This window comes from Streptomyces sp. NPDC059917, assembly GCF_042730635.1.
Taxonomy (GTDB): Bacteria; Actinomycetota; Actinomycetes; order Streptomycetales; family Streptomycetaceae; genus Streptomyces.
In genome coordinates, this window is record NZ_JBHWLC010000086.1 from 19335 (window position 1) to 32735 (window position 13401).

The 13401-nt window shown below is 69.8% G+C and carries 12 protein-coding genes; 4 read left to right on the top strand and 8 right to left on the bottom strand.

Features of this window, described 5'->3' with window-relative positions; all coding sequences use genetic code 11:
- Nucleotides 1–34 precede the first annotated feature (34 nt).
- Together ACFWAR_RS33465 and clpB are read right to left on the bottom strand one after the other, a co-directional pair.
- Complete coding sequence (locus ACFWAR_RS33465) at nucleotides 35–580, bottom strand: YbjN domain-containing protein (protein ID WP_385785530.1); 546 nt, start codon at nucleotides 578–580, stop codon at nucleotides 35–37.
- A 163-nt stretch (nucleotides 581–743) separates the two neighbouring features.
- Nucleotides 744–3329, bottom strand: coding sequence for an ATP-dependent chaperone ClpB (clpB, locus tag ACFWAR_RS33470; protein ID WP_385785533.1), 2586 nt, complete (start codon nucleotides 3327–3329; stop codon nucleotides 744–746).
- A 103-nt stretch (nucleotides 3330–3432) separates the two neighbouring features.
- Here clpB and ACFWAR_RS33475 point away from each other — a divergent pair, with 103 nt between their 5' ends.
- Nucleotides 3433–3837: a pyridoxamine 5'-phosphate oxidase family protein gene (locus tag ACFWAR_RS33475; RefSeq protein ID WP_385785536.1), complete on the top strand. Its 405-nt coding sequence runs from the start codon at nucleotides 3433–3435 to the stop codon at nucleotides 3835–3837.
- 187 nt (nucleotides 3838–4024) lie between these two features.
- Here ACFWAR_RS33475 and ACFWAR_RS33480 read toward each other — a convergent pair whose 3' ends face one another.
- Nucleotides 4025–4339 (bottom strand): (2Fe-2S)-binding protein, encoded by a 315-nt coding sequence (locus tag ACFWAR_RS33480; protein ID WP_385785539.1) that lies wholly within the window; start codon nucleotides 4337–4339, stop codon nucleotides 4025–4027.
- The gene (locus ACFWAR_RS33485; protein ID WP_385785542.1) at nucleotides 4336–4620 is read right to left on the bottom strand and encodes a hypothetical protein; all 285 of its coding nucleotides are present in this window, start codon (nucleotides 4618–4620) and stop codon (nucleotides 4336–4338) included. The genes ACFWAR_RS33480 and ACFWAR_RS33485 overlap by 4 nt, the downstream gene beginning before the upstream one ends.
- A gap of 84 nt (nucleotides 4621–4704) precedes the next feature.
- On the opposite strand from ACFWAR_RS33485, the gene ACFWAR_RS33490 reads away from it, so the two are divergent.
- Nucleotides 4705–5787, top strand: coding sequence for a helix-turn-helix transcriptional regulator (locus tag ACFWAR_RS33490; RefSeq protein WP_385785545.1), 1083 nt, complete (start codon nucleotides 4705–4707; stop codon nucleotides 5785–5787).
- Between the two features lie 73 nt (nucleotides 5788–5860).
- Here the strand turns inward: ACFWAR_RS33490 and ACFWAR_RS33495 are convergent, their stop codons facing one another.
- The 4 genes from ACFWAR_RS33495 to dnaK are packed head-to-tail and all read right to left on the bottom strand — an operon-like array spanning nucleotide 5861 to nucleotide 10068.
- Nucleotides 5861–6307 (bottom strand): heat shock protein transcriptional repressor HspR, encoded by a 447-nt coding sequence (locus ACFWAR_RS33495; RefSeq protein WP_283454134.1) that lies wholly within the window; start codon nucleotides 6305–6307, stop codon nucleotides 5861–5863.
- A gap of 1 nt (nucleotide 6308) precedes the next feature.
- Nucleotides 6309–7499 carry a molecular chaperone DnaJ gene (dnaJ, locus tag ACFWAR_RS33500; RefSeq protein WP_385785547.1) on the bottom strand — a complete coding sequence of 397 codons (1191 nt, stop codon included), beginning with the start codon at nucleotides 7497–7499 and terminating at the stop codon, nucleotides 6309–6311.
- A 41-nt stretch (nucleotides 7500–7540) separates the two neighbouring features.
- Nucleotides 7541–8218 carry a nucleotide exchange factor GrpE gene (gene grpE, locus ACFWAR_RS33505; protein ID WP_385785549.1) on the bottom strand — a complete coding sequence of 226 codons (678 nt, stop codon included), beginning with the start codon at nucleotides 8216–8218 and terminating at the stop codon, nucleotides 7541–7543.
- A complete protein-coding gene (gene dnaK / locus ACFWAR_RS33510) occupies nucleotides 8218–10068 on the bottom strand; it encodes a molecular chaperone DnaK (protein WP_385785552.1) in 1851 nt (616 codons plus the stop codon). Before dnaK ends, grpE begins: the two co-directional genes overlap by 1 nt.
- A gap of 292 nt (nucleotides 10069–10360) precedes the next feature.
- Between dnaK and ACFWAR_RS33515 the strand changes: the two genes are divergently transcribed.
- Together ACFWAR_RS33515 and ACFWAR_RS33520 are read left to right on the top strand one after the other, a co-directional pair.
- On the top strand, nucleotides 10361–10975 hold the full coding sequence (locus tag ACFWAR_RS33515) for a sugar transferase (protein ID WP_385785555.1): 615 nt from the start codon (nucleotides 10361–10363) through the stop codon (nucleotides 10973–10975).
- 129 nt (nucleotides 10976–11104) lie between these two features.
- A complete protein-coding gene (locus ACFWAR_RS33520) occupies nucleotides 11105–13354 on the top strand; it encodes a (Fe-S)-binding protein (protein WP_385785558.1) in 2250 nt (749 codons plus the stop codon).
- Nucleotides 13355–13401: the final 47 nt, after the last annotated feature.

The window sequence follows — 13401 nt, forward strand, 5'->3', positions numbered from 1 at the left end:
GGGGCACCGGGCGGGCGTCCCCGACGGCGCGACGTCAGTTCTTCGGGTCGTCGCCCTCGGTGTCGTCCTTCTCGTCCGCCGAGTCGACGTCCTTCTCCAGGCCGAACTGCTCCAGGAGCCACTTGTCGAACTCGATGGACGCGCGGACCCAGCTGACCGTGGAGGACACGAAGTGCTCCAGGGAGACGCCGGTGCCGATCAGCATCTGCGCCTCGCCGATCAGGCGGACCGAGCCGTCGTCGTGGGTGTGGCTGTAGACCTTCGGCCACAGGGTGCGGCGGTTCCAGTCGTCGATCGCCTCGAGGAGCTGGTGCTTGTCCTCGATGGCGTGCGGGCGGTCGTAGAACGTCCGCACCGAGAAGACCTGCTGCTCGTCTTCGCCACGGAACATGAAGTACGTGCGGAAGTCCTCCCACGGCGCCGCGAGGTCACCCTCGTCGTCGACGACGTACTTCAGCTCCATCTGCTCCAGGAGCTGCTTGACCAGGTCCTGGTCGGGGACGACGGGGCCCGCCGGTCCTGTGGCCTGCGGTTCGGGCTGGCCCCCGAAATTCGGAATCGAGGCCGGGTCGATGCTCACCGTGTACTTCCCTTCGTGCGGATTGCTTCATACTCCCCCATCGCGCCCACCCCGTGTCCACCCCCGGACACCCGATCCGCTCCGGGCGGACACGCATAAGAGCTGGTTAAGCGCCTGTATGGCCGGAGTGGTCCGGTCGCACGGGGCGACCGGACCGGCCGGATCAGAGCGCTTTGCCGACCAGCAGGCCGTCGCCCGCCACGTCCACGCGGACCGTGTCGCCGTCCTTGACCTCGCCCGCGAGGATCTCCTTGGCGAGCCGGTCGCCGATCGCGGTCTGGATCAGGCGGCGCAGCGGGCGGGCGCCGTAGGCCGGGTCGTTGCCCTGGTCCGCGAGCCAGGCCAGCGCCTGCGGCGTCACGTCCAGGGTCAGGCGCCGCTCGGCGAGGCGGGCCGCCAGCCGGGCGATCTGGAGCTCGGCGATGTGCGCGAGCTCGTCGCGGTCCAGTGCGGTGAAGACGACGAGGTCGTCGAGGCGGTTGATGAACTCGGGCTTGAAGCTCGCCCGCACCACCTCCAGGACCTGCGCCTTCTTCACCTCAGCCGAGGTCAGCGGGTCCATCAGGTGCTGACTGCCCAGGTTCGAGGTCAACACCAGGATGGTGTTGCGGAAGTCCACCGTCCGGCCCTGCCCGTCGGTGAGCCGCCCGTCGTCCAGGACCTGGAGCAGCACGTCGAAGACCTCGGGGTGGGCCTTCTCGACCTCGTCGAGGAGCACCACGGAGTACGGGCGCCGGCGCACCGCCTCGGTCAGCTGGCCGCCCTCCTCGTAGCCGACGTACCCGGGCGGGGCGCCGACCAGGCGGGCCACGCTGTGCTTCTCGCCGTACTCCGACATGTCGATGCGGATCATGGCCCGCTCGTCGTCGAAGAGGAAGTCCGCGAGCGCCTTCGCCAGCTCCGTCTTGCCCACGCCCGTCGGCCCCAGGAAGAGGAACGAGCCCGTCGGCCGGTCCGGGTCCGCGATCCCGGCCCGGGTGCGGCGCACGGCGTCCGAGACGGCCTGCACCGCCTCCTTCTGCCCGATCAGGCGCCGCCCCAGCTCCTCCTCCATGCGCAGCAGCTTCTGCGTCTCGCCCTCCAGCAGCCGCCCGGCCGGGATCCCGGTCCAGGCGCCCACCACGTCGGCGATGTCGTCCGGACCGACCTCGTCCTTGACCATCGTGTCCAGGGAGACCTCGGCCTCGGCCTCGGTGGCCTCGGCCAGCTCGCGCTCCAGCGCCGGGATCTCCCCGTAGAGCAGCTGCGAGGCCGCGTCGAAGTCGCCGTCGCGCTGGGCGCGCTCGGCCTGGCCGCGCAGGTCGTCCAGGCGCTCCTTCAGCTCGCCGACCCGGTTCAGGGAGCGCTTCTCCTTCTCCCAGCGCGCGTTCAGCCCGCGCAGCTCCTCGTCCTTGTCGGCGAGGTCCTTGCGCAGCCGCTCCAGGCGCTCGATGGACGCCGGGTCGGACTCGTTCTTGAGCGCCAGCTCCTCCATCCGCAGCCGGTCCACGGAGCGCTGGAGCTCGTCGATCTCGACGGGCGAGGAGTCGATCTCCATCCGCAGCCTCGACGCGGCCTCGTCGACCAGGTCGATCGCCTTGTCGGGCAGGAAGCGCGAGGTGATGTACCGGTCCGAGAGCGTCGCCGCCGCCACCAGCGCGCTGTCGTTGATGACCACCTTGTGGTGCGCCTCGTAGCGGCCCTTGAGCCCGCGCAGGATCGCGATGGTGTCCTCGACGCTCGGCTCGGCGACCAGCACCTGCTGGAAGCGCCGCTCCAGCGCCGGGTCCTTCTCGATGCGCTCGCGGTACTCGTCCAGCGTGGTCGCGCCGACCATCCGCAGCTCGCCGCGGGCCAGCATCGGCTTGAGCATGTTGCCCGCGTCCATCGCCGAGTCCCCGCCGGCGCCCGCGCCGACCACGGTGTGCAGCTCGTCGATGAAGGTGATGATCTGCCCGTCGCTGGACTTGATCTCCGCCAGGACCGTCTTGAGCCGCTCCTCGAACTCGCCGCGGTACTTCGCCCCGGCCACCATGGCGCCGAGGTCCAGGGAGACGAGCCGCTTGTTCTTGAGGGACTCCGGGACGTCGCCCTTGACGATGCGCTGGGCCAGGCCCTCGACCACGGCCGTCTTGCCCACGCCCGGCTCGCCGATCAGCACCGGGTTGTTCTTCGTGCGGCGCGAGAGCACCTGCACCACCCGGCGGATCTCCTGGTCCCGGCCGATCACCGGGTCGAGCTTGCCCTCACGGGCCGCCGCCGTGAAGTCGGTACCGAACTTCTCCAGGGCCTTGTACTGGCCCTCGGGGTCGGGGGAGGTCACCCGGCGCCCTCCTCGTGAGGTCTCGAAAGCGGACAGCAGCTTCTTCGCGGTGGCGCCCTGTGCGGTGAGGACCTCGCCCGCCGGACCGCCCTTGGCGGCGATGGCGATGAGGAGGTGCTCGGTGGAGAGGTACTCGTCGCCCAGGCGCCCGGCCTCGCGGTCGGCCTCGGCGAGTACGGCGAGCAGGTCGCGGCTGGGCTGCGGCGGCGCGACCGTGGACCCGGTGACGCTGGGCAGCGCGGCGAGCAGGCGCTCGGCGCCCGCCCGTACGACGGCCTGGTCGGCTTCGGTGGCCGCGAGCAGGTCGGTGACGTTCTCGTTGTCCTCGCCCGTGAGCAGGGCCAGCAGCAGGTGCGCGGGGGTCAGGTCGGCGTGGCCGCCCTGCACCGCCCTGCTGGTGGCGGCGTTCAGGGCGGCCCGGCTCTTGTTGGTCAGCTCGGCGTCCACGTACGGCTCCTCTCCGTTCCTTCTCGTGTTGCTTCTCTGCTAGGGGAAGCGTGCACAAAGTTGAGTCTATTCCACTCAAGAAGAAGCTCGTACGCTTCGGCGCATGTCCCATGACGTACTCAACCCGACGGCCGACTACCTCGCCTTCTGGCAGGAACGGCACGTCTGCACGCTGACCACCCCGCGCCCCGACGGAAGTCCGCACGTCGTGCCGGTGGGCGTGACGTACGACCCGGAGGCCGGGGTGGCGCGGGTGATCAGCAACAAGCACAGCAAGAAGATCCGCAACGTCCTGGCGGCGGGCCCGGAGGGCGCCCGGGCCGCGGTGTGCCAGATGGCGGGGCGCCGCTGGGCGACGCTGGAAGGGCGCGCCAGGATCCTCGACGACGAGGCATCGGTCGCCGAGGCGGTGGAGCGCTACGCGCAGCGGTACGGACGCGTCCCGTCGCCCAATCCGGACCGGGTCGTCCTGGTGATCACGCTGGAGCGTGCGATGGGCCGCGCCTGAGGGGCGGAGCAGGGGTGTGCCCCTCGGGCGGGCGCGGGCGCCACTGATTTATTCGGGCCAATTCCGGAACGTTTCCGGTTCAAGCACTGGACGTGAGCAGCACAGCGGCGCCATCGTGTTCAGGTTCACGATGGCGCCGCTGTGTGGGGGAAGCGCCTGAGCGATCTGCGACGACGGGGGAATCGCTTCAGGCACTGCGGGGGGTGGCGGAGGTGACATCGGGTTCGAAGAGCTGGTGGTCGCGCTGATCAAGGTTGACGAAGACCATCCCGTACCGCACCTCGCAGCGGACGGGCTGCGGCGCACCGCGCGGGCGGCGCAGGCAGCGATAGGCACGGACGTCCTCGTCCTCCTCGCGCACGACGACGATCGGCTGGCCGAAGAGGGTGACCATCAACGAATCGCCAGTGTGGGGGATGGCCGTGACGAGATCGATGAACTGCCATCCGGACCGGTACGCAGATGCCATTTCGCGACGGAAGTCGCGGTCGTCGGGGGTCATGAGGACACCGCCTCGGGGTGAGAGGTCCAACCGGTGTCACCTTCGGAACCCTGGGGCGAGTCGGTCGAGCCCGTGCCGTTCTTCAGAACCGGCGCATTGGTCCAGCCGGTGTCGAACGATGTTCCTGCCGGCGCCATCGTCCAGCCGGTGTCCCAGCTGGCCCTGGCGCTCCCCGCGTCTGTGTCGACGGCGCTGACTGCACCAAAAACCGCAACGGCGGAGAAAACAACGGCAAGCGCCGAGCGAAGCATTCTTTTGTACATGGTCGGCTTCGTCCTCACTTGATGGAATCCTCTCCCCCGCGTGTCCGACGATGGCTCATTCAGGCACGTCACTGCCACAGGGACGATGCATCATGTTCTTGCATGTTCAGGACCCTGGGGGGTGGAGATTTGCCCAGAAGCGGCACAAACGAGACACATCCCCACCCCGTCACGTCTCTGTGCGACGAGGGAGCACGGCTCTACGCGGCAGCGCTCAGCACGGGCCGTATCGCAAGGGGAGAAGTTGAAAATGCTCCCTGCCTGCTTGAATTCGCTCTTCTGCAGCCCGATCCGGACGACGCGAACCAGCTGCGTCCGGTTCCCCCATCCGTCGCATTGGCCCAACGTCTCCACCCGATTGAACGTGAGATCCAGGACCGCCGACGCAGCGCTGTAGATCTCACCGACGCTTTCGAGCCGTTCCTTACCATCAGTGCCCAGAGTCCCGCCAACACTCACGCCATCACCGTGCTGGAGGGATTCGAGCGGATCAACGCGGCGCTGAACCTGGCGACGGCCGAATGTCACACCGAGGTGCTGACCGTCCAGCCCGGCGGCGCCCGGCCCTCGCTCGCCCTGACCCAGGCGCTGGAGCGCGACGCCCCGCTGATCGACCGCGGGGTCAGCATACGGACCCTCTACCAGCACACCGCGCGCCACAGCCAGGGCACGCTGGCCTACGTGGACCGCATCTCCGCGGGCAAGGTGGAGATCCGTACGCTCGAAGAACTGATAGAGCGCCTGATCATCTTCGACCGCACCGTGGCCTTCATCCCCGCCAGCGACGACCGGCGGGTGGCGCTGGAGCTGCGGCACCCGGGTCTGGTCGAGTACCTCATCAAGGTCTTCGAGCAGCTCTGGCGGCGCGCTGTGCCCCTGCGCCAGGAAGTGACGTACCGGCACACCCCCGAGGGGATTTCCGGCGTCCAGCGCTCCATCGCGCAGCTCCTCGTCGAGGGGTACGTCGACGAGGCCATCGCCCGGCGGCTCGGCATGAACGTGCGCACCGCCCGCGCGCACATCGCCAAGCTGGCCACCGTCCTGGGCAGCGGCAGCCGGGCGCAGCTCGGCTTCCTCATCGCGCAGTCGGGGATCCTCGACGGACCGGGCGCCCTGCCGGGCGGCGGCGGGCTCACCGCCGAACACGACCCGGACCCGGACCTCGACCCCGACCACCTGGTCTGAGGAACGCGCACGGGCCCCGCTCCCCGAGGTGGGGAGCGGGGCCCGTGAAGGTCCCTGCGCGGCGGGTCGCGGGTCAGTCCAGCGGCCGCTTGGGCCGCCAGACGACCAGGGCGTTGCCCGGCTGCGGCGGCTGGTACGGGACCAGGTCGCGCCGGTACGAGGCGTGCACCTGGGCCTCGCGCTGGCGCAGCACCGCCGCCGCACCGTCCACAGCCGTGGACAGCTCGGCGACGCGCTGCTGGAGCGCGGCGACCTGGTTCTCCAGCTCGATGATCCGCTTGATGCCCGCCAGGTTGATGCCCTCGTCCTGGGACAGCGCCTGCACCGTGCGGAGCAGCTCGATGTCCCGGGCCGAGTAGCGGCGCCCGCGCCCGGCCGTCCGGTCCGGGGAGACCAGGCCGAGGCGGTCGTACTGGCGGAGGGTCTGCGGATGCAGGCCCGAGAGCTGGGCGGCCACCGAGATGACGTAGACCGGGGTCTCGTCGGTCAGCTGATAAGGATTGCGTCGGCGGCCGTCCATGTCATGCTCCCTTCGCGGACTCGAACAGGATGGAGCGCGGGTCCTCCGAGGCCGTGGCGTCGCGGAACGACTCCAGCGCCTCGCGGGCCTTGTCCGACAGCTCTGTCGGGACGGCCACTTCGACCGTCACCAGCAGGTCGCCGCGGGTGCCGTCCTTGCGGACCGCGCCCTTGCCACGGGCGCGCATCGTGCGCCCGTTGGGGGTGCCCGGCGGCAGCTTCAGCGTCACCGCGGGGCCGTTCAGCGTCGGCACCTTGATGTCGGCGCCCAGGGTCGCCTCGACGAAGGTGACCGGGACGGTGACCGTGAGGTTGTCGTCCCTGCGCCCGAACACCGGGTGGCTGTCCACGTGCACGACGACGTACAGGTCGCCGCCGGGACCGCCGCGCTCGCCCGGAGCGCCCTTGCCGCGCAGCCGGATCCGCTGGCCGTCGGAGACGCCCGCCGGGATCCGGACCTGCATGGTGCGCGAGGAACGGGCCCGGCCGCTGCCCTTGCAGACGTCGCAGGGGGTCTCGGCGATCAGGCCGCGGCCCTTGCAGTCCGCACACGGGTCGGTCAGCGAGAAGCCGCCGCCGCTGCCGCGCGAGACCTGCCCGGTGCCGACGCAGGTCGGGCACACCCGGGGCGTGCCGTTCTTGTCGCCGGTGCCCGAACACGCCTTGCAGGGCGCCTGCGAGGACATCCGCAGCGGCACCGTGGCCCCGTCCACCGCCTCCGTGAAGGAGAGGGTGACCTCGGACTCGATGTCCTGGCCGCGGCGCGGCTGGGTGCGGGTGCCCGCACCGGGGCCCGCGCCACCGCGGTTGAACAGGCCGCCGAACACGTCGCCCAGACCGCCGCCGAAGCCGCCGGCGCCCGCTCCGCCCCCGCCCTGGGCGCCTCCGAAGAGGTCGCCCAGGTCGAAGTTGGAGAAACCGCCGCCACCGCCGGGACCGGGGCGGAAGCCACCGTTCCCGAACAGCGCGCGGGCCTCGTCGTACTCCTTGCGCTTCTTGCTGTCTCCGAGGACGTCGTGCGCCTCGGAGATCTCCTTGAAGCGCTCCTCGGCCGCCGAGTCGCCCTTGTTGGCGTCCGGGTGGAACTCGCGGGCGAGCTTCCGGTACGCCTTCTTGATCTCGGCCTCGGTGGCGTCCTTCGGGACACCGAGGACCTTGTAGTAGTCCTTCTCGACGAAGTCCTTAGTGCTCATCCCCGGTGGCCCTCCTCTCGTGTCGTGCTGACATCAGACCTTCAGCCCTTGTCGGGCCCGTCCGTGTCCGTGCTCTGCTCGGCCGCGTCCTCGGACTTGGCCGGAGCGGCCGCGCCCGGCTGGGGCTCGGCCACCGCGACGCGCGCGGGACGGATCGTACGCTCGCCGATCCGGTACCCCGGCTGCAGGATCGCCACGCAGGTCGTCTCGGTGACGTCCGGCGCGTACGAGTGCATCAGGGCCTCGTGGATCGTCGGGTCGAAGGGCTCGCCCTCCTTGCCGAACTGCTGCAGCCCCATCTTGGCGGCGGCCGTCTCCAGCGATTCGGCCACCGACTTGAAGCCACCGAGCAGTTCGCCGTGCTCCCGTGCCCGACCGATGTCGTCCAGCGTCGGGAGCAGTTCGGTCAGGAGGGACGCGACCGCGATCTCCTTGACCGCGATCCGGTCCCGCTCGACCCGGCGGCGGTAGTTCTGGTACTCGGCCTGGAGCCGCTGGAGGTCCGCGGTGCGCTCGCCGAGCGCGGTGCGGGCCTGGTCCAGCTGGGCCAGGAGGGCGGTTTCCTTGCCGAGCGCCTCGGCTGCTCCTGCGTCCCCGGCCGGGGCCGCCTTCTCCTCCTTGGAGGAGTCGGCGGCCTTCGGCTCGGCAGCGGCGTCGTCCGCCTTGTCGCCGGTGGGGACTTCGGGCTTCTCGTCGAAGCCCGGGGTCTCCTCCGACATCAGGCAGCGCCACCCTTCGGCTTCTCGTCGTCGACGATCTCGGCGTCGACGACGTCGTCGTCGGCCTTGGCCTGACCCGCGTCACCGGTCGGCGCGCCACCGGCGGCCTGGGCGCCCTGGGCGTCGGCGTAGATCGCCTGGCCGAGCTTCTGGCTGACGGCGCCCAGCTTCTCGGTCGCGGTGCGGATCTCGGCGGAGTCCTCGCCCTTGAGCTTTTCCTTCAGCTCGGCGATGGAGGCCTCGACCTCGGCCTTGACGTCGGCCGGGACCTTGTCCTCGTTGTCCTTGACGAACTTCTCCGTCTGGTAGACGAGCTGCTCGCCCTGGTTGCGGGACTCGGCCGCCTCCTTGCGGCGGGAGTCCTCGTCCGCGTACTGCTCCGCCTCCTGGCGCATGCGGTCGACCTCGTCCTTGGCGAGCGAGGAGCCGCCGGTGACGGTCATCTTCTGCTCCTTGCCCGTGCCGAGGTCCTTGGCCGTGACGTGCATGATGCCGTTGGCGTCGATGTCGAAGGCGACCTCGACCTGCGGGACGCCGCGCGGGGCCGGGGGCAGGCCGGTCAGCTCGAACATGCCGAGCTTCTTGTTGTACGCCGCGATCTCGCGCTCGCCCTGGTAGACCTGGATCTGCACGGACGGCTGGTTGTCCTCGGCCGTCGTGAAGATCTCGGACCGCTTGGTCGGGATCGTGGTGTTGCGCTCGATGAGCTTGGTCATGATGCCGCCCTTGGTTTCGATACCGAGGGACAGCGGGGTCACGTCGAGGAGCAGGACGTCCTTGACCTCACCCTTGAGGACACCGGCCTGGAGGGTCGCGCCGAGGGCGACGACCTCGTCCGGGTTGACGCCCTTGTTGGCGTCCTGACCGCCGGTGAGCTCCTTGACGAGCTCGGCGACGGCCGGCATGCGGGTGGAGCCGCCGACGAGGACGACGTGGTCGATCTCGGACAGGTTGATGCCCGCGTCCTTGATGACGTTGTGGAACGGAGCCTTGCAACGCTCCAGCAGGTCCGCGGTCAGCTGCTGGAACTGGGCGCGCGTGAGCTTCTCGTCCAGGTGCAGCGGGCCCTCGGCGGACGCCGTGATGTAGGGCAGGTTGATCGAGGTCTCCGTGGAGGAGGACAGCTCGATCTTCGCCTTCTCGGCGGCCTCGCGCAGACGCTGGAGCGCCATCTTGTCCTTGGCGAGGTCGACGCCGTGGCCGTTCTGGAACTGCTTCACGAGGTACTCGACGACGCGCTGGTCCCAGTCGTCACCACCGAGGTGGTTGTCACCGTTGGTGGCCTTGACCTCGACGACGCCGTCGCCGATCTCGAGGAGCGACACGTCGAAGGTGCCGCCACCGAGGTCGAAGACGAGAATGGTCTGGTCGTCCTTGTCGAGACCGTAGGCCAGGGCGGCGGCGGTCGGCTCGTTGACGATGCGCAGGACGTTCAGACCCGCGATCTCACCGGCCTCCTTCGTCGCCTGACGCTCGGAGTCGTTGAAGTAGGCCGGGACGGTGATGACCGCGTCCGTGACCTTCTCGCCCAGGTACGCCTCGGCGTCGCGCTTCAGCTTCTGCAGGATGAAGGCGCTCATCTGCTGCGGGTTGAAGTCCTTGCCGTCCAGGTTGATCTTCCAGTCGGTGCCCATGTGGCGCTTGACCGACCGGATGGTCCTGTCGACGTTGGTGACCGCCTGGCGCTTGGCCACCTCGCCGACGAGGACCTCGCCGTTCTTGGCGAAGGCGACGACGGACGGCGTGGTCCTGGCGCCCTCGGCGTTGGTGATGACGGTGGGCTCGCCGCCTTCCAGAACGCTGACGACCGAGTTGGTGGTGCCCAGGTCGATGCCGACCGCACGTGCCATTTTGATTCCTCCAGCAACACTGACTTGAGTGGAACAGACTCAAGGATGCACCACGGCTCCCACATCGTCAACAGACCTGAGCCGACCCCACTCAACTTTTAGGCCGCCCTTACGCTCAGCGGGGCGGGTGCGGGCCCTCCAGCCCTCGGCGGGCCCTACTCAGCCCCGCCGGCGTTTGAGGCGCGGGGTCCGGGGCGGAGCCCCGGGTGGGGCAGGGCCGAGCGGGGGAGACGGCAGGGGCCCGCCGCGCGCCCCCCACCCCCCGCCGGGAGGCGTACGGCACGGTGCCCCCATGCCGCTGCCACCCCTCCCCCTCCCCGCCGCCCCACCGGCGAAACGGGTCGTCGACCTCCTCGGCGCGCTGCTCCTGCTGACCCTGCTGGCCCTCCCCCTGGCCGCGGTGGCCGCACTGCTGTACGCCGCCGCTCCGCGCGCGGGCGCCTTCGTACGGGAGACCCGCGTCGGCCTCGCCGGCCACCCCTTCCGCACCTGGCGCTTCCGCACGGACGGCCCCCGGCTCGGCGCCGCCCTGGACCGCTGGGCCCTGGACGGGCTCCCGCAGCTGCTGAACGTGGTCCGCGGCGAGATGTCCCTGGTCGGCCCCCGCCCCCTCGCCCACGCGGAGCACCCCGAGCGGCTGCTCGTACGGCCCGGCATGACCGGCCTGTGGCAGGTGAGCGCGCGCTCGGACCTGCCCTGGGAGGAGATGGACCTGCTGGACCGGCACTACGTGGAGAACCACTGGCTCGGGATGGACCTGGCGATCCTGGCGCAGACCCCCCGCGCGGTGGTCCGCACGGCCGGACCGAGACCCCCGACGGGCACCCCTCCCGCACGGGCCGCCGCACCGCCCGCCGCACCCGCCACCGCCCCCCGGACGGAGCCCGCGCCGCAAAGGGTGGCCTGAGCGACACAGATCACCGCGCGCTCGGCTACATTGCGGCTCGGGGAATGGGTAATCTCAAGGCTTGACTGACTAAGTTACTGCTTAGTAAGTGCCCGAGTGCCCGCCCTGGCCCGCCCGAGGAGCCCTCCCATGCAACTCGCCGCGATCATCGTGTCGTTGGTCCTGACCGTGGTCGGCGTCGCGCTGCTCGCCCGAGCCGTGGCGCAGATCTACCGGTTCGTGAAACTCGGCCAGCCGCTACCGGCCGGCAGCCGCACGGACCGGCCGAAGGATCGAACGATCACCCTGATCAGGGAGTTCCTCGGCCACAGCCGGATGAACCGCTGGGGCATCGTCGGCTTCGCGCACTGGTTCGTCGCGATCGGCTTCCTGACCCTGCCCCCGACGCTGGCCCAGGCCTACGGCCAGCTCTTCCAGGCCGACTGGACGCTGCCGATCATCGGCGGCTTCCTGCCGTTCGAGCTGTACATCGAGTTCATCGGCGTGATGACGATCCTCGGCATCCTCGTGCTGATCGCCATCCGACTGCTCAGCCTGCCCTCCCGGGCCGGCCGCAAGTCGCGCTTCGCGGGCTCGAAGGCCTGGCAGGCGTACTTCGTCGAGTACATCATCCTCACCATCGGCCTCGCGATCCTGACCCTGCGCGGTCTCGAAGGCGCGATCCACCACGTCGACCACTACGAGCCGGCGTACTTCCTCTCGTACCCGCTGGTGCTGGCCTTCAAGGGCCTCTCGGTCGGCACGCTGCAGACGCTCATCTACTTCACCGCGATGATCAAGATCGGCACCTCGCTGATCTGGATGATCGTCGTGTCGCTCAACACCAACATGGGTGTCGCCTGGCACCGCTTCCTCGGCTTCCCGAACATCTGGTTCAAGCGGAACGCCGACGGCTCCACGGCGCTCGGCGCCCTCCAGCCGATGACGAGCGGCGGCAAGGAGATCGACTTCGAGGAGCCGGGCGAGGACGACGTCTTCGGCGTCTCCCAGGTCGAGCAGTTCTCCTGGAAGGGCATCCTCGACTTCTCCACCTGCACCGAATGCGGCCGCTGCCAGTCGCAGTGCCCCGCCTGGAACACGGGCAAGCCCCTGTCCCCGAAGCTCCTGATCATGTCCCTGCGCGACCACGCGCACGCCAAGGCGCCGTACCTGCTCGCGGGCGGCGGCAAGGACATGGAGGGCAACGAGAAGGCGACCCCGGAGCAGCTGAAGGACGTACCGGCGGCCGCCCTGGCCGAGGCCGAGCGCCCGCTCATCGGCACCGCCGAGGAGAACGGCGTCATCGACCCGGACGTGCTGTGGTCCTGCACCAGCTGCGGCGCGTGCGTGGAGCAGTGCCCGGTCGACATCGAGCACATCGACCACATCGTCGACATGCGCCGCTATCAGGTGATGATCGAGAGCGCCTTCCCGAGCGAGGCCGGGACGATGCTCAAGAACCTGGAGAAGAAGGGCAACCCCTGGGGGCTGGCCAAGAAGCAGCGCGTCGAGTGGACGAAGGAGGTGGACTTCGAGGTCCCGATCATCGGCAAGGACGCGGAGGACCTCTCCGAGTACGACTACCTCTACTGGGTCGGCTGCGCCGGCGCCCTGGAGGACCGGGCCAAGAAGACCACGAAGGCCTTCGCGGAGCTGCTGAACATGGCGGGCGTCAAGTTCGCGATCATGGGCGGCGACGAGAAGTGCACGGGTGACTCCCCGCGCCGCCTGGGCAACGAGCCGCTCTTCCAGCAGCTCGCCCAGGAGAACGTGGCCATGCTCAACATGGCCTTCGGCGAGGACGACGACGACCCGTCGACGAAGAAGCCGAAGTCGGCGAAGCGCATCGTCTCCACCTGCCCGCACTGCTTCAACACCATCGCGAACGAGTACCCGCAGCTGGGCGGCGAGTACGAGGTCATCCACCACACGCAGCTGCTCCAGCACCTGATCGACGAGGGCCGCCTCACCCCGGTCACCCCGGTCGACGGCCTGATCACCTACCACGACCCCTGCTACCTGGGCCGCCACAACAAGGTCTACACGCCGCCGCGCGAGATCATGTCGGCCGTGCCGGGCCTGCGCCAGCAGGAGATGCACCGCCACAAGGAGCGGGGCTTCTGCTGCGGCGCCGGTGGCGCGCGGATGTGGATGGAGGAGCGGATCGGCAAGCGCATCAACAACGAGCGCGTCGACGAGGCCCTGTCCCTCAACCCCGACATCGTCTCGACCGCCTGCCCGTTCTGCCTGGTCATGCTGACCGACTCGGTCAACGGCAAGAAGAACGACGGCCAGGCGAAGGAGTCGGTGCAGGTCGTCGACGTGGCGCAGCTGCTGCTGGAGTCCGTACGGATCCCCGCGGAGCCGGAGCCGGCGCCGGAGGCCGAGCCCGCGAGCTGACGCGCACAGCGCACACGCACACGGCGGCGGCCGGTCCCCCTCTCCGG

Excerpts from the sequence above, each read along its gene's own strand:
- ACFWAR_RS33475 (WP_385785536.1), top strand. The coding sequence starts at position 3,433 with ATGTCCCATGACGTACTCAACCCGACGGCCGACTACCTCGCCTTCTGG.
- ACFWAR_RS33480 (WP_385785539.1), bottom strand. The coding sequence starts at position 4,339 with ATGACCCCCGACGACCGCGACTTCCGTCGCGAAATGGCATCTGCGTAC.
- ACFWAR_RS33490 (WP_385785545.1), top strand. The coding sequence starts at position 4,705 with ATGTTCAGGACCCTGGGGGGTGGAGATTTGCCCAGAAGCGGCACAAAC.
- ACFWAR_RS33495 (WP_283454134.1), bottom strand. The coding sequence starts at position 6,307 with ATGGACGGCCGCCGACGCAATCCTTATCAGCTGACCGACGAGACCCCG.
- dnaJ (WP_385785547.1), bottom strand. The coding sequence starts at position 7,499 with ATGAGCACTAAGGACTTCGTCGAGAAGGACTACTACAAGGTCCTCGGT.
- grpE (WP_385785549.1), bottom strand. The coding sequence starts at position 8,218 with ATGTCGGAGGAGACCCCGGGCTTCGACGAGAAGCCCGAAGTCCCCACC.
- dnaK (WP_385785552.1), bottom strand. The coding sequence starts at position 10,068 with ATGGCACGTGCGGTCGGCATCGACCTGGGCACCACCAACTCGGTCGTC.
- ACFWAR_RS33515 (WP_385785555.1), top strand. The coding sequence starts at position 10,361 with ATGCCGCTGCCACCCCTCCCCCTCCCCGCCGCCCCACCGGCGAAACGG.
- ACFWAR_RS33520 (WP_385785558.1), top strand. The coding sequence starts at position 11,105 with ATGCAACTCGCCGCGATCATCGTGTCGTTGGTCCTGACCGTGGTCGGC.